16 protein-coding genes are annotated in these 14,798 nt (G+C 35.6%); 9 read left to right on the forward strand and 7 right to left on the reverse strand.

Features of this window, described 5'->3' with window-relative positions:
• Positions 1–305: 305 nt before the first annotated feature.
• The 4 genes from J5G60_RS10505 to J5G60_RS10520 form a co-directional block, all read right to left on the reverse strand.
• Complete coding sequence (locus J5G60_RS10505) at positions 306–1,163, reverse strand: flagellin N-terminal helical domain-containing protein (RefSeq protein ID WP_150356352.1); 858 nt, start codon at positions 1,161–1,163, stop codon at positions 306–308.
• Positions 1,164–1,321: 158 nt separating this feature from the next.
• Entirely contained in the window at positions 1,322–1,663 is a 342-nt protein-coding gene (locus J5G60_RS10510; RefSeq protein WP_150356351.1) for a hypothetical protein, read from the reverse strand.
• 238 nt (positions 1,664–1,901) lie between these two features.
• Complete coding sequence (locus J5G60_RS10515; protein ID WP_229980880.1) at positions 1,902–2,237, reverse strand: single-stranded DNA-binding protein; 336 nt, start codon at positions 2,235–2,237, stop codon at positions 1,902–1,904.
• 112 nt (positions 2,238–2,349) lie between these two features.
• Positions 2,350–2,721 (reverse strand): VOC family protein, encoded by a 372-nt coding sequence (locus J5G60_RS10520; RefSeq protein ID WP_150356349.1) that lies wholly within the window; start codon positions 2,719–2,721, stop codon positions 2,350–2,352.
• 144 nt (positions 2,722–2,865) lie between these two features.
• Between J5G60_RS10520 and J5G60_RS10525 the strand changes: the two genes are divergently transcribed.
• Together J5G60_RS10525 and J5G60_RS10530 are read left to right on the forward strand one after the other, a co-directional pair.
• Entirely contained in the window at positions 2,866–3,603 is a 738-nt protein-coding gene (locus J5G60_RS10525) for an MBL fold metallo-hydrolase (protein WP_150356348.1), read from the forward strand.
• A gap of 15 nt (positions 3,604–3,618) precedes the next feature.
• Entirely contained in the window at positions 3,619–4,344 is a 726-nt protein-coding gene (locus J5G60_RS10530) for an adenosylcobinamide amidohydrolase (protein ID WP_150356347.1), read from the forward strand.
• 6 nt (positions 4,345–4,350) lie between these two features.
• Here J5G60_RS10530 and dut read toward each other — a convergent pair whose 3' ends face one another.
• Positions 4,351–4,782, reverse strand: coding sequence for a dUTP diphosphatase (gene dut, locus J5G60_RS10535; protein WP_150356346.1), 432 nt, complete (start codon positions 4,780–4,782; stop codon positions 4,351–4,353).
• Positions 4,783–4,921: 139 nt separating this feature from the next.
• Between dut and greA the strand changes: the two genes are divergently transcribed.
• Positions 4,922–5,383, forward strand: a complete 462-nt coding sequence (greA, locus tag J5G60_RS10540; RefSeq protein ID WP_150356345.1) for a transcription elongation factor GreA — start codon at positions 4,922–4,924, stop codon at positions 5,381–5,383.
• A gap of 51 nt (positions 5,384–5,434) precedes the next feature.
• Here the strand turns inward: greA and J5G60_RS10545 are convergent, their stop codons facing one another.
• Entirely contained in the window at positions 5,435–6,817 is a 1,383-nt protein-coding gene (locus J5G60_RS10545) for a D-serine ammonia-lyase (RefSeq protein WP_150356344.1), read from the reverse strand.
• Between the two features lie 171 nt (positions 6,818–6,988).
• Here J5G60_RS10545 and J5G60_RS10550 point away from each other — a divergent pair, with 171 nt between their 5' ends.
• The 6 genes from J5G60_RS10550 to J5G60_RS10575 all read left to right on the forward strand — a co-directional run bounded on the left by J5G60_RS10550 (position 6,989) and on the right by J5G60_RS10575 (position 14,078).
• Positions 6,989–8,242, forward strand: coding sequence for a hypothetical protein (locus J5G60_RS10550; protein ID WP_150356343.1), 1,254 nt, complete (start codon positions 6,989–6,991; stop codon positions 8,240–8,242).
• A 95-nt stretch (positions 8,243–8,337) separates the two neighbouring features.
• Entirely contained in the window at positions 8,338–9,063 is a 726-nt protein-coding gene (locus tag J5G60_RS10555; RefSeq protein ID WP_150356342.1) for an ABC transporter ATP-binding protein, read from the forward strand.
• Positions 9,050–9,802 carry an ABC transporter permease gene (locus J5G60_RS10560; protein WP_150356341.1) on the forward strand — a complete coding sequence of 251 codons (753 nt, stop codon included), beginning with the start codon at positions 9,050–9,052 and terminating at the stop codon, positions 9,800–9,802. Before J5G60_RS10555 ends, J5G60_RS10560 begins: the two co-directional genes overlap by 14 nt.
• 18 nt (positions 9,803–9,820) lie before the next feature.
• Complete coding sequence (locus J5G60_RS10565) at positions 9,821–11,278, forward strand: sensor histidine kinase (protein ID WP_150356340.1); 1,458 nt, start codon at positions 9,821–9,823, stop codon at positions 11,276–11,278.
• A 2-nt stretch (positions 11,279–11,280) separates the two neighbouring features.
• Positions 11,281–11,970 (forward strand): response regulator transcription factor, encoded by a 690-nt coding sequence (locus J5G60_RS10570; RefSeq protein WP_150356339.1) that lies wholly within the window; start codon positions 11,281–11,283, stop codon positions 11,968–11,970.
• 77 nt (positions 11,971–12,047) lie between these two features.
• Complete coding sequence (locus J5G60_RS10575; protein ID WP_150356338.1) at positions 12,048–14,078, forward strand: thioredoxin domain-containing protein; 2,031 nt, start codon at positions 12,048–12,050, stop codon at positions 14,076–14,078.
• Between the two features lie 62 nt (positions 14,079–14,140).
• Here J5G60_RS10575 and J5G60_RS10580 read toward each other — a convergent pair whose 3' ends face one another.
• On the reverse strand, positions 14,141–14,704 hold the full coding sequence (locus J5G60_RS10580) for a DUF3867 domain-containing protein (RefSeq protein ID WP_150356337.1): 564 nt from the start codon (positions 14,702–14,704) through the stop codon (positions 14,141–14,143).
• Positions 14,705–14,798 lie beyond the last annotated feature (94 nt).

A 14,798-nucleotide genomic window follows, 5' to 3' on the forward strand; every position in this document is an offset into this window, starting at 1 on the left:
CCCACTCTTTTTTTTTAATGATACGTCGACCACCGAGATCTACACTTATAGCTTCGTAGGCAGCGTCATATGTTTATAAGAGAAATCGATATTATAATACAATTTTTATGAAAATATTTTCTTTTCTGCCATTAATAGCATACATAAATACATAGTATATTATTTATTTTCCAATATTCATGTTACAGATATGTTATATTTGCGTTATTTCATATAAAAATTCACATTGTTTTCAGCAAAAAACATCAGGGAACTACTTAAACATAGATAAACTCTATATTTAGGTAGTTCCCCGCTGTAAAAAATTATTTTCGGGTATTCTCCAGTATTTTAAGTACATCCTGCGGAAGTTCATTGGCTTGTGCAATCATGGCATTGGATGCCTGCACAATTATAGATTCCTTTGAGTAACCTACTATTTCTTCCGCTATATCAGCATCACTTAAACCGCTGTCTGCATCAATCATCCGATCTGTTAACTCCTGCATGTTATAATAATTGGATTCAAATTTATTTTCCAGTGCACCATATTTGCTCCTGTAAGAAATGACCTTATTTAAAGTACTGTCTATCGCAGTAAGAGCATCATCTACATTACCATCCAATACATCTTTACCCTTACCACTTTTGATAAGATACAACTCCGATATATCGCTCTGTTCACTATTTGTCAAATCCAGCTGTGGTATGTCTGCACTTTCTCCCGCATTGGCCCCTATTTGCATACTTAAGACCTTATCCTCTTCATTTTGTCCCAGCAGCTTCAATCCGTTGAATTCCGTCTGATCCGCCATAGAACTTATTCCATCCAGCAGCTGATCTATTTCATTTTGTATCACACTTCTGTCCGATGGAGTAGTCGTCCCATTGCCCGCCTGCAGTGTAAGCTGTCTTATTCTCTGAATCATACTCGTGATCTCCTGAAGCCCTCCTTCTGCAGTCTGAAGCATGCTCACGCCATCCTGTACATTTCTAGCTGCAGTTTGAAGCCCGCCTATCTGCAATTTAATATTCTGGCTCTGTACCATTCCGCTGGGATTGTCCTTGGCACTGTTTAATTTAAGGCCGCCGGATATTCTAATTAAATTTCCGCTTTGTCTCTTTAAAGCCTGGTTTTGAAGAAAATTCAAAGTCAATGCCGGCATGTTATAGCTTATTCTCATAAAAACCCCACTCCTCTTTTCATTGCCCACACAACAATATTACACAATATTATTATCGAAAGCTCCTATAAAATGCTTTAGTGGAAATTTCAATATGAATTATACAACTACTTTAAATCATAATTTTTTATGGACAACTTCACTATGGATTGCATGTCCTATATAGTTCTGTCATAGGGTTCCATTTTTACATACATCTTAAATAATTCCAGTGCCTGTTCCTCACTTATCTGTCCACTATCTAAATTGCGATATAATATATATAAATTGGCATTCATATTTGGATCTGTACTTTTGGTTTCCTTCATCTTTTCAAGTATCTTCTGTTTAAGGGAAATATTTCTTTTGTAAAGTTCTTCTTCTATTAAATTCAACATTTTCTCTGCTTCTTTTTTTATGGACTTTTCCCTGCTGCTTATCTTTATATTTTTCAATCCCGAAATCAACATATCTATACAATTCTTATTAATAAGTATTTTCTCCGACTTGTCACTTCCCATAAAAACTCCCATCCTTCCTTAAATTATCCTACCTTATATTTTACCAACTGAAGTAATATAATGTCAAAGGAACTGTCCTCAAGAATCACCTGATTCAATAGCTAGTACACTTATTTTAAAGCTAAAAGTGCTTATATCAATTAATAGTGATATAAGCCTGCCTTGACAGGCTTATATGTCGTATCCTCTTAACTTAAACTCAAACAATTTCAAACAGACCTACAAGTATAATTTCAAATCAAGCTAAAGCTTCCTCTTTATACTCTAGGAACTGAATCTTGTCTGCCTCCACAATAGTGGAGAACTTCTTTACTCCATCCTTTACATAGTTCTTAGTGCTTATCCTGCCATTAACACCTAACAGCCTTCCCTTTTTCAAATAGGGATACAATTTTTCTCCCTTGTTAGTCCAATAGGAAATTGGAATAAAATCTGCTTCCCTTTCACCGCTGCTGTTTACAAAATCCTTGTTAACAGCTAAGACAAATTTAATTACACTTCTTACATTGTTTTCCATCTTAATAATCTCTGCATCCTTGGTAAGTCTTCCAATAAGAGTAACACTATTCAACACCTTTACCTCCCTGTTAGTTTTTCTATAATTATGTCCCAGAGGGAAGGTCTTATTCAACATAATTCTTATTTACCATAAATTTTCGAATAAATATTTTACAAATTTACAATTTTTAATGTTCAAGAGGTAAAATTTCTGTCCAGTATCCGTCAGGATCTGATATAAAATAAAGGCCCATTTTCTTATTTTCATAGCATATACAGCCCATCTTTTTATGATACTCATGGGCAGCCTTAAAATCGTCTGTTCTAACTGCCATGTGAACTTCATTATCCCCTAAATTATAAGGCTCCTTTCTGTCTTTAAGCCAGGTGAGCTCTATTTTGTAATCTTTTTCTCCATCTCCCATAAAAACCAGCGTAAAACTTTTATCCTCTGCTTCTTTTCTTCTGATTTCTTTAAAACCAAGAGCCTTTTTATAAAATTTTATACTTTTATCCAAGTCAAACACATTTATGTTGTTGTGATCAAATACAAATTTCATTATCCATCATCCCTTCATATTTGTAATTACCATATTCTCCATACAATTATATCCTATATTCTCACATATGTTAACTAAATTGTAAAAATTGCTTTTTCTTGTGCTATAATGAAAATAATTTAAATTATAAAGTAGGTGAAATACATGAAAAAATACAATATTAAAATCCATTATCTATACCACAGCAGTTTCGCCATAGAAACTCCACTGAATTTTTTTATATTTGATTACTATATGACTTCCTCTGACCCCCGTAAACACACTTTAGAAAATGGTTTTATTTCAGAAGAACTCATAAAAGGCAGGAAGAACATATTGGTTTTCTGCTCTCATAAGCACCCGGATCACTTTAATCCTGCAATATTAAAATGGCAGAAAATAAACCCTTATATAAAATACATATTGAGCAGTGATATAAAAATCAAAAATCCCCCTAAAAATTATTACAGGCTGTCTCCCTATGAAAGCGTAAATTTAGGAGATGTGCATATAAAAACTTATGGTTCTACAGACATAGGTATTTCATTTTTGATAAAAGTAGAGGGGATCACTATATTTCACGCCGGTGATTTAAATTTATGGCGCTGGAAGGAAGACACCGAAGCAGAACAAATAGCTGCTGAAAAAAATTTCAAGGCAGAGATAAAAAAAATAAAGGGAGAAACCATAGATTTTGCATTTTTCCCCGTGGACCCAAGGCTGGAAGAATACTATTGTTCAGGAGGAGAATATTTTATAAATGAAATTCATCCTGAGTTCTTCATACCCATGCACTTTTGGAACAGCAACTATATAACCAAAAAATTCGCGGAGCTTGTAAAACATTCTTCTACAAAATGTCTTGTCATAGATCACAGAGGGCAGACTTTTGATTTTACATAGAGAGGACACAAACAATTGATAAGTTTAAATGAAAATCTAAATTTCAACGATGCCAAATTAGAAGTAACTGAAAATCATGTTCATATTGAATTTTTAAAACCAGTGGAAATATTGAGTTCTGCTATATTGAATGGCGGCTTTACCAATGCCAGCAATATAGTAAATATGAAAGTCCGTCAAAATAAGAACTCAGACAGTCATAAAACCTTCCCCTCTCCTGAAATTACCATCAAGGAATATATAGAGTCAAAAAAATGGAGGGGCAAATCCGTTGGAATGATGACTGCTGCCAATATGAAATCTTTTAGAAGCAGCCGTGCTGTTAAGGACAGTGTAATAGTACAGAGCTTTATTACCATGGGAGTATCCAATGCACGAAGGGCGGGAGACACTGCTGACTGGAAAAGCCTTAATTCCAGCAATTTTAAACCCGGTACCATAAATATAATTTTAGGCACAAACGCAAGGCTGTCAAAGTCTGCCATGGTAGAAGCCCTTATGATCATTACAGAAGCCAAGGCCTGCATAATGCAGGATTTCAATATACTGAGTCCTGTAAGCAAAAAAATTGCCACGGGAACAGGCACAGACTCCTGTGTAGTTTTTACAGGTACAGGCCAAAAAATAGATTACTGCGGGAAACATGTATTAATAGGAGAAATGGTGGCCAATGTAGTCCTAAAATCCCTGAAGGAGTCTTTATCCGAAATAGTTTCCTGGGGGAAAACCCAGTGGATTTGAACTTTTTTATTTCATCCCCGTGGACCCAAATCCCTCCTGGCCTCTGTCCGTATCACTTAATCTATCCACTTCTTCCACAGATACCTGTTCTACGGGTTTCACCACCATCTGGGCGATTTTCATTCCCTTTTCCACCAAAAAAGGCTCTTCTCCCAGATTTATCATAAGCACTTTTATCTCACCCCGGTAACCCTCGTCTACAGTTCCCGGTGAATTCAACAGAGTAATTCCATATTTCAAAGCAAGTCCACTCCTGGGTCTCACCTGAGCTTCAGTATTTGCAGGCAGTTGAATTTTTATTCCCGTAGATACAAGTTTTCTCTCCATTGGCCTTATAAGTATTTTTTGCACTGAAAACAGATCAAGGCCTGCATCCCCGCTATGGGCATAAAATGGAATTTTAGCTTCTGGATTTATTTTCTTTATCATCAATTTCATAAATTATACTTCCTCTTTCTCTATGTAGTTAAGATTCTACTAATAAAATACCATCAAAATTTGAAAAACACAATAGAAATGTCATTACAAAAATGTTATTATCTATATTAAGTAATTATTTAAGAAGGTGTTTATAACTATGTACAATTATCTTACCAGGGAAGCTATAGATAAATTAAAGGAGGAAATTGAACACAGAAAAGTGGTGGTAAGACACAAGATAAACGAAGATTTAAAGGAAGCCCGGGCCCAGGGAGATCTAAGTGAAAATTTTGAATACAAGGCTGCCAAAAGGGATAGAGCCCACAATGAAAGCAGAATAAGGTATCTGGAAAAAATGATAAGAACTTCAAAGCTCATAAAAGATACCACCTCAAAAAACCAGGTGGGGCTCGGCAAAACGGTACATTTAAAATTCTCCGGCGATAACGAAATTGAAAAATTCAAAATAGTAACTACCATAGAGGCAGATCCTATGAAAAATAAAATAAGTATAGAATCCCCCCTGGGAGCTGCAATATATAAACATGTCACAGGTGACAGCGTTGCCGTAAAATCACCTGAGGGACAATATTACGTAAAAATCGAGAACATAGAGTAAAAGACAGCAGTCCATGGAACAGATAGGAAGCTATCCATGGACTATTTTAAACTAGTTATCCGAAAACTTCCTATTTAGTAAAATATCCTTTCCTGTTTTATAATAGGAATTCATCACTTCCTCTGGAACCATACTTCCCCCTGTGGCCCATGCAATATGACAGGAACCTTTCATCTTATCTTTCAGAGCATTATCCTCCATATATTTTTTACCTGCTTCGTCCTTAAATAATTGAAGAGGTCCCGAAACTCCAGCCAGAGCTGAAGGTTCCAGCAAAATATTTTCCGAATCTATAAGTGTGCTCAAAAGCATGTATAATTTTTCATCTTCTACCGTATAACAACCGCTTATCAATTCTTCAAGAGTTTTCCCCACAAATTTTGACGCCCTTCCAACCGCAAGTCCATCTGCCTCGGTAATTCCATCAATACCAAAGTCCTGAACACAGATTTTATCATGAAGTCCGGTCATAAGCCCGAGGAGCATACAGGGTGAATGAGTTGGTTCTGCAAAAAAGCAATGGACATTATCCCTGAAAACCAATTTCATTCCAAAGGCAACTCCCCCGGGTCCACCTCCAACTCCACAGGGAAGATAAACAAACAATGGATGATTTTCGTCAACTGTAATATGTATTTTTTTCAGCTGATCTCTTAACCTATAAGCTGCCACTGCATATCCCAAAAATAAATTGGTGGAATTCTCATCATCCACGAAATACATATTTGGATCCAGTGAAGCTTGCCTTCTAGCTTCTACTATGGCTTTACTGTAGTCCTCTTTATACTCAATTACAGTAACACCCTTGCTTCTCAGGAGATCTTTCTTCCACTGCCTTGCATCAGCAGACATGTGTACATACACCCTAAATCCCAATTTTGCACTCATTATGCCAATACTAAGACCTAAATTGCCCGTTGACGCCACTGCGATAGAGTATCTGGAAAAAAATTCTCTGAATTTATCACTGTCAATAATTGAATAGTCATCGCTCTCTTTTAACATATTATTTCTCATTGCCAGATCTTCTGCATGCTTTAATACTTCATAAATACCTCCTCTGGCCTTGATGGAACCTGAAATAGCAAGATCATTATCACACTTCATTATCAACTGACCCTGTATCTTCCCGCCGGACATTTCCTCCATCTTTTTCTGCATAGCAGGTATTTTTACAACAGGTGACTCTATAATGCCTCTAGTTTTTCGAGTTTCCGGAAAGACTTTTGACACATAGGCTGCAAATCTTTCAAGTCTTTTTTCTGCATCCTTCACGTCTTCTTCATTAAGCGAAATATTCTTCACAGCATCCAGGAACTTTTTAGCCTTTGGATTTGCCCAGAAAACCTCTTTTGTGGAGATGATATTATCCATCAATGGGAACTGCTCTTTCCACCACTTTATAGATTTCCCCTGTAAAATTTTATCTTCCATGTTTATCCCTTCTTCCTATTATAATATGACAATCTTATTATAATACAAACGCTGCTGTTTATCAGGCAAAGAGTTTAGATTTTGTTTATAATTAGTTTATACAAAATAGAGATATATATTTTAAAATATAATCAGGAAGTACTTCCAAATAAAATACAAGGAGATGTGAAAATGAAACTAGGTAAAAAAACAGCTGTGGTAATAAGTTTTACTATAGGAATAGCAATGTTTGCCACTACAGCTTTTGCCGAAGTTACATCCAAAAGCGGTTATGACCAGCTCAAGGACTCGGTAAAATACACTGCAAAAGCCTGCACCGGCGGACTTTCAAGCTATACTGCAGATATGTCCTTTGTCATAAAGGACGGCACCAATACAGTATATTCCAGTGACAATATATTCAAATACGATCTATCAAATAAATCAAAGGAGGATATAAGTACAGTTTACAACGGTTCAAAAAAAGCTGAAAATTATTACTATATGGACAAGAATAGTATAATAAATAAACCCAAGGATTCTCCCTCCTACTATGTGACTAATTATACAGACGGCACAAACTGGAATATAACAAATCCCTTTGATGAAGACAGAGCTTCAGATATTGAAAAGATAGCAGATGCCATTGTAGGAAATCTCAAAGATTCTGTTTCAGTCAACGTGAAGCAGGATGGCTCCAGGGAGATTTCCGGATCCTTAAACAACACACAGATCCCGTCACTTATAAATGCACTTGTATCCTTTCAATTCAAAAATTCATTTGCTGAAAGCACAGGAAGAACCGGCGACAGGATCAGCGTTCCCAAACTTACAAATAATATATTTGTAAAAAATGTCAAGGGAACTGCCTCTGTTGACAAAAACGGCTTAATCAAAACCATACTTGGTTCAGGAGTCATTTCAGGTACCGATAAAAATGGGCAAAATCACAATTTGACTTTTGAGCTGCTTTTGAAAATAAGCGGCATAAATTCAACTGCAGTTAAAAAGCCCGATCTTTCAGGTAAAAAGACAATAGTACAGACTGCTAAATCCTCTGAAACAGACAAATTATCCAATCCTGAAAAATACCTTGGAAAATATACCCACAATATAGTAATTGAAAAGGATGGAAAATTTATAAAAATAGGTGAAGGAACAGTAAATATTGAAAAAATAGATACCAATACTGTAAGCGGAACTTATGAAGCAAAATATATAAAGGGCTATGAAGAGGGAAATCAGAAATTGAATTTCAGCGGCAGTTTTGATAAACAGAAAATTGGTGGTAATGATTTCAATGCGGACATAACTGCAACTGCAGATGCAAAGGGAACTGTAAAAGGCAATTTATATCTTGATCCAAACTATGCAGGCATACAATTTAGCATAGAGGGAAATACCCTTACAAACTCTGATTCCCAGTACAATAAGGTATTTGACTAATAATTTATGGTGAAGATTTTCGGCTAATGCCGAAAATCTTCCAAATTTGATATTTAAACACTGGTAATTGAACTTTAAATAAGAGAGGTGTATAGATGGAAAACGCTATTGAAATAAAAAATTTATGCAAGACATACAAAAATGGAAGAGGCATAGACGACATAAACCTCGATATTCAAAAAGGAGATATATTTGGCTTTCTGGGGCCAAATGGCGCCGGGAAAACCACAGCTATGAAAATAATGACAGGTCTCATGAAGCCAGATCGAGGTGATGTGAAGATACTTGGTCACAGTATTTTGACGGAATTTGAAAAGGCAATCTACAACGTTGGATGCATCATTGAAACTGCAGAGACCTATCCATATTTGACGGCTTTTGAAAACTTAAGACAGTTCTCCAGATATTATGAAGATGTGGATACCGGCAGAATCACAGAAATTTTAGATGTTGTAGGACTCCTGAAACACAAGGACGAAAAGCCTGCAAGGTTTTCCCTTGGAATGAAACAGAGACTTGGAATTGCATCTGCGCTGCTGTCAAAACCCAAAGTAGTAATTCTAGATGAACCTTTAAACGGCATGGATGTAGAGGGAATGATAAATGTTCGAAATATCATCAAGAACCTGGCGGAAAAGGAAGGAACCACTTTCTTTATTTCAAGCCATCTTATCCATGATATTGAATTGACCTGCAAACATATTGGAATACTATATAACGGCAGGGTTATCAATGTGGACAGCACAGAAAACATATTGAATAACTATGCTTCCCTTGAAAATTATTTTATCAGCGAGGTAGAGAGAAATGGTAGAATTTAAACAAGCTTTAATAAATGAAATGGAAAAATTGTATAAAAAGAAAAAAGCCACGGCGGCGGTTGTGCTTTCTCTGATCTTTATTGTATTTGGGCAAATTTTCATATCCCTGGTGAGAAATAATTTTGGTGTACAGGGAGTTTCCAGCAGTGAATTTCCCCTCCTCATTCTTTCCATAATTATAAATACCCTGCTTCCACTATTTGTAGCGCTTGTCACTATAGATAGTTTTTGCGGTGAATTTTCTCAAAACACCATGAAAATAACCCTGACAAGACCCATTACCAGATTAAAACTGTATTCAGCAAAAATAGCATCCATATGTATATTTATATTTTCAATGCTGGCATTGTCCATGATATTTTCCATAATATCAGGACTTATATTCAATTCGAATTCCCTCAATCTGTCGTATATACTTAAAATAATAATTTCCTATGCAGTAACTCTGTTTCCCATGGTAATTCTATGCCTTGTAATTGTTCTATTTGCAAATATATTTAAAAGTGGAATAGCCGTATTTTTCCTGTCCATACTTGTATTCATTGCCTTTAAGGCATTGGAAATCTTCTTACCTGCTTATTCTGGCATTTTTTTCACATCCATGTTCGGGTGGTATAACCTGTGGATCATGGACAATATTCCTCTCCTTAAAATTTTTCGAGAATTCATGATGATGCTCAGTTATGCTATAATATTGTATACAGCTGGATATTATATATTCGATAATAAAGATTTCTAGCCTATGAAAGGAATAAAAATGGATATAAAAAAGCGTCTTATAATCTACAATAATCTGACTATAATAGTTCCATTCATAGTTACAGCTGTAGTTGCCTTAATATTTATATTTGTTTCTTCAAAATTTTTTAATGCAAATATAACTTACAGAGATTTCAAAAAAGTTTCCCTCGTAAAATCAGAATTGTTAAATGTAACTAAAGACATAGCAAAATCAAGTACCAAAAGTATAAAGGGAGATCAAGAATTTCAAAAATATCTGACGGAAAAGCTCTCCGTTGTAAATGGAAAAATTATAATAATCAAAAACGGAAATATTGAATTTTCTTCACAGAATCTGGAAAAAATCGACATAGCAAAATCTTTAAGGGAATCAGACAAAAGGCTGAATAATTCCCTGCAGATAGATAATATTTATTACTCAATTGACAGATTTCCACTGGTATTCAGGGACGGGACTTACGGCAAAGTTATATTCCTGGTTCCAGCTGCAGTAGAACCGGATATTTTTAAAAGTTTTATTATAACCATACTTCTTACATTTCTTATCTGTTTTGCCTCGATGAGTGTAATTATATCTTATATATTTTCCAAAAAAATACTGGAACCCATCACCCTTTTAAAAAAGGCTACGGCAGAAATAAGTCGTGGTGACCTTAATTTTAAAATTGTGGAAAGCGGAGACAGAGAAATAAAGGAACTCTGTGCTGATTTTGAAAAAATGCGAATACAGCTTAAGGATTCTGTGAGAATGAGAATGAAATATGATGAAAACAGGAAGATGCTCTTATCCAGCATATCCCATGACTTGAAGACTCCTATAACCTCTATAGAAGGCTATGTGCAGGGAATTTTAGACGGAGTGGCAAGCACTCCCCAAAAATTAGAACATTATTTAAAAACCATATATTCCAAGACTGGACAGATGAACTCCATGATAGACGATCTTCTTCTGTATTCCAAACTGGATCTGAAACAGATTCCCTTCAATTATGAAAAAACGGATATTGTAGAATACTTCAACTATTGTATTTCAGAGAATGAACCCGAACTCGAAGAATCCAATATAAAAATCAAACTGGAAAATCATCTTAAAAATTCAAAATATGTTATGATAGATAGAGAGAGGTTTATGAGAGTTGTATTAAATATTATAGGCAACTCAAAAAAATATATGGACAAAACCCATGGACAGATAACTATATTTTTAAGGGAAACCAATTTAAGCATTATAATCGAAATACGAGACAACGGCTGCGGAATTGGTCAGGATAACGTAAATAAAATTTTCAACAGATTTTACAGGGAAGATTCATCGAGAAGCAACATCAGTGGAAGCGGCCTGGGACTTGCCATATCAAAACAGATCGTAGAAGGTCACAATGGAAAAATATGGGCTATTTCCCATGGAACTGAGGGCACAAGCATAATAATATCCCTTGGTAAAATTATAAATACATACAGACAAGAGAGGTAATTATGAAAAAAATTTTAATAATTGAAGATGACTTGAGCATAGCAGAACTTCAAAGAGATTATCTTGAACTGGAGGGATTTGAAGTCACAATATGCACAGATGGTATGGAGGGCCTAAATACACTTAATAAACATGAATTTGATCTTTTGATTTTAGACGTAATGCTTCCTAAAATAGACGGATACAGTATTCTACGCAGCATACAGGACAAAAAAGATATTCCCGTACTCCTGGTTTCTGCCAAAAAAGAGGAAATAGACAAGATCAAAGGTCTTACTTTGGGGGCAGATGACTACATCACAAAACCTTTCAGTCCAAGTGAACTTGTGGCAAGAGTAAAATCCCACATTCAAAATTACGAGAGAATAAAAAATAAATTCACTTCAAAATGTTCTAAAGTAACTATAAGAGGACTTGAAATATTAAAGGATTCCAGACAGGTATTCGTAAATGGCACTGAAGTTTTTCTGGCTCAAAAGGAATTTGACCTTCTTCTCTATATGGCTCAAAATCCAAACATAGTCTTCAGCCGTGAGGAATTATTTGAAAACATATGGGGACTTGACTCAATGGGAGACAATGCTACAGTTACCGTACACATAAGGAGAATAAGGGAGAAAATAGAGTTTGATCCCTCACATCCCCAATATATAGAAACAGTTTGGGGCGCAGGATATAGGCTTAGAAGCTAATTGAGCACTAAAGGCCTGTTATATTATAATTTATTTAGGATATACTATAATCAAACTTGAAAAGAGGAGGTGGTTTTATGAATAATTCAACAAATACACCTAATAGATTAATAAATGAAAAATCTCCATACCTGCTTCAACATGCACACAATCCTGTGGACTGGTATCCCTGGGGCAAGGAGGCCTTTGAAAAGGCAAAAGTCGAAGATAAACCAATATTCCTTTCTATAGGTTATTCGTGCTGCCATTGGTGTCATGTGATGTTAAGGGAAAGTTTTGAAGATAGAAAGATAGCTGAAATACTGAACAATAATTTTATATCTGTAAAAGTAGACAGAGAGGAAAGACCTGATATAGACAGCGTCTATATGAAAGTCTGTCAAGCACTTACAGGCAGCGGCGGATGGCCCCTTACAGTGATCATGACTCCGGAGCAGAAACCTTTTTTTGCCGGGACCTATTTTCCCAAAAAGGATATAGGTGAAACTTTGGGACTGACAAGTATTTTGAAATATCTTTCCTCTGCCTGGAAGGACAACAGAAACCAGCTCCTGCAGGTAAGTAATTCCATAATGAATTCAATATCGAAACCAAGTAGAGCTCCTATAAAAGGTATATCAAAAGATATATTTAAAAAAGCCTTTTCCGAATTCAAGCAAAATTTTGACAGTGTATACGGAGGATTCGGCGGTTCTCCAAAATTTCCAACTCCTCATAACCTGTTTTTTCTCATGAGATATTTCCACATAACCAAAGACAGCTGCGCTCTTGAAATGGTGGAAAAAACATTGGACTTCATGCAGAGAGGAGGACTATACGATCACATAGGATATGGATTCAGCCGCTATTCTACAGACAGGAAATGGCTTGTTCCGCATTTTGAAAAAATGCTCTATGACAATGCACTGCTCGCTATAGCCTATGTAGAAGCTTTTCAGATAACGGGCAATAAAAAATATTCCGAAACGGCAGAAAACACACTTACCTATGTTTTAAGAGATATGACTTCAAAAAAAGGCGGTTTCTATTCTGCAGAAGATGCGGACTCCGAGGGTGAAGAAGGCAAATTTTATGTATGGTCCCCTGAGGAAGTAAAAAAAGTACTGGGAGAAGAAAAAGGCACTAAATTCTGCCGCTGTTTCAATATAACAGCTTCCGGCAATTTTAAAGGTAAGAGCATACCCAACTTAATTGATTCCTCAATTTCGGAGGAAGATACAGACTTTATAAAAGACTGCAGAAAGAAATTGTTTGACTGCAGGGAGAAAAGAATACATCCGCACAAAGATGACAAAATACTGACTTCCTGGAATGGCCTCATGATTGCAGCCCTTTCCATAGCTGGAAGGGTTTTGAACAACAAAAAATACACTGCAGCTGCAAAAAAAGCAGCTGATTTTATCTTTAAAGAATTGATCGGGAAAGGCGGCCGCCTAATGGCACGTTATTGCAAGGGTGAATCCTCTATTGCCGGCTATTTGGACGATTATGCCTTTTTGATATGGGGACTGATAGAACTATACGAATCCACCTATAATCCAGAATATCTGGAAAAGTCCCTTGAGCTAAACGAAGACATGTTTAAATTTTTCTGGGATGAAAAAAATGGAGGCTTTTTCCTTTACGGCAGCGACAGTGAGCAGCTTATTACAAGACCAAAGGAAATATATGACGGTGCCATTCCCTCCGGCAACTCTGCAGCTGTACTAAATATGCTGCGATTATCCCATTTAACCCCAGTATATGAATTTGAGGATAAAATTCAGAAACTATTTAAAAACTTTGCCAGCGAAGTAAACAGTTTTCCCACAGCATATTCATTTTTGCTGTGCGGAATATTATTTTACAAATACCCCACCAGGCAGATCATTCTATCAGCTGGTGACAATACCGAAGATACAAAAAAAGCAGTTGCTCTAATAAACAAAAAATATAACCCTTTTTCTATTTCACTTTTATACTCCCATTTAAACGAAAATCTGGAAAACATATTCCCTTCCATCAGAGATTATCTGGCTGTACGAGGAAAAACCACCGTATACATTTGTGAAAATTTCACCTGCCATAAACCTGTTACAGATGTAAATTCACTGAAAAATATGCTGTGATGATTTAAAATTACAAAAACCCTGCACAAAAATATCTCCTGCAGGGCTCCCTGCCCTTGCAATCAATACTGAAACGTTCCTGCATTTTCACACAGAGATACCTGAAGTTCTCTATCCTTCATCACTTTTTTATAAGAGCACAGGAATTCATTCAGTTCCGGATCTTTTAAATCTATCTTCCCACCACTTTTTAAAATAATTTTTTCCTCGCTTATAAATACGTTTAAATCATTCAAGGAATTTTTTATACTATACGTAATCATAGTTATATTTCCCATTTTGCTTTTGTATTTTTCCTGAAAGCCCATCTTTTTTCTCAGGCTTTCATAATCTACACCTTTTCCCATAGCAGGCATATCAATGCCCATACTTTTCATCTGTTTTTCTATATCCTCCATATTAAATCCATACCTTTTCATAAGCTCTTTCTGAATATTAAACAGCTTCTCCTGGGATATATTATTTTTTTCCATATACTCCTGAATGTTTTTATAAAAATCACCCATAGAGAGCTTTCCCTGAGACATGTCATAAGAAAGTCCATATACGTAATCTTCAAACTTTTCAACATCCTTTTCCCGAGCTTTATTTTTAATATCATTAAAATTTACAATTCTATCATCCATGAAAAATCCTCCTCTATAAAATATTCTACCATACGAGTTAATAACCATTTATATATTAATTTTATCAAAATTCACAATATAATACTATAAATTC

Origin of the sequence: Clostridium sp. HV4-5-A1G, assembly GCF_900184915.1 — a bacterium.
In the GTDB taxonomy this organism is placed as follows: Bacteria; Bacillota; Clostridia; order Clostridiales; family Clostridiaceae; genus Clostridium_B; species Clostridium_B aromativorans.

Bases quoted from the DNA above. Each gene is read 5' to 3' on its own strand.
- J5G60_RS10555 (WP_150356342.1), top strand. From the start codon at position 8,338: ATGGAAAACGCTATTGAAATAAAAAATTTATGCAAGACATACAAAAAT.
- greA (WP_150356345.1), top strand. From the start codon at position 4,922: ATGTACAATTATCTTACCAGGGAAGCTATAGATAAATTAAAGGAGGAA.
- J5G60_RS10520 (WP_150356349.1), bottom strand. From the start codon at position 2,721: ATGAAATTTGTATTTGATCACAACAACATAAATGTGTTTGACTTGGAT.
- J5G60_RS10505 (WP_150356352.1), bottom strand. From the start codon at position 1,163: ATGAGAATAAGCTATAACATGCCGGCATTGACTTTGAATTTTCTTCAA.
- J5G60_RS10580 (WP_150356337.1), bottom strand. From the start codon at position 14,704: ATGGATGATAGAATTGTAAATTTTAATGATATTAAAAATAAAGCTCGG.
- J5G60_RS10560 (WP_150356341.1), top strand. From the start codon at position 9,050: ATGGTAGAATTTAAACAAGCTTTAATAAATGAAATGGAAAAATTGTAT.
- J5G60_RS10565 (WP_150356340.1), top strand. From the start codon at position 9,821: ATGGATATAAAAAAGCGTCTTATAATCTACAATAATCTGACTATAATA.
- J5G60_RS10525 (WP_150356348.1), top strand. From the start codon at position 2,866: ATGAAAAAATACAATATTAAAATCCATTATCTATACCACAGCAGTTTC.
- J5G60_RS10510 (WP_150356351.1), bottom strand. From the start codon at position 1,663: ATGGGAAGTGACAAGTCGGAGAAAATACTTATTAATAAGAATTGTATA.
- J5G60_RS10575 (WP_150356338.1), top strand. From the start codon at position 12,048: ATGAATAATTCAACAAATACACCTAATAGATTAATAAATGAAAAATCT.
- dut (WP_150356346.1), bottom strand. From the start codon at position 4,782: ATGAAATTGATGATAAAGAAAATAAATCCAGAAGCTAAAATTCCATTT.
- J5G60_RS10550 (WP_150356343.1), top strand. From the start codon at position 6,989: ATGAAACTAGGTAAAAAAACAGCTGTGGTAATAAGTTTTACTATAGGA.
- J5G60_RS10545 (WP_150356344.1), bottom strand. From the start codon at position 6,817: ATGGAAGATAAAATTTTACAGGGGAAATCTATAAAGTGGTGGAAAGAG.
- J5G60_RS10570 (WP_150356339.1), top strand. From the start codon at position 11,281: ATGAAAAAAATTTTAATAATTGAAGATGACTTGAGCATAGCAGAACTT.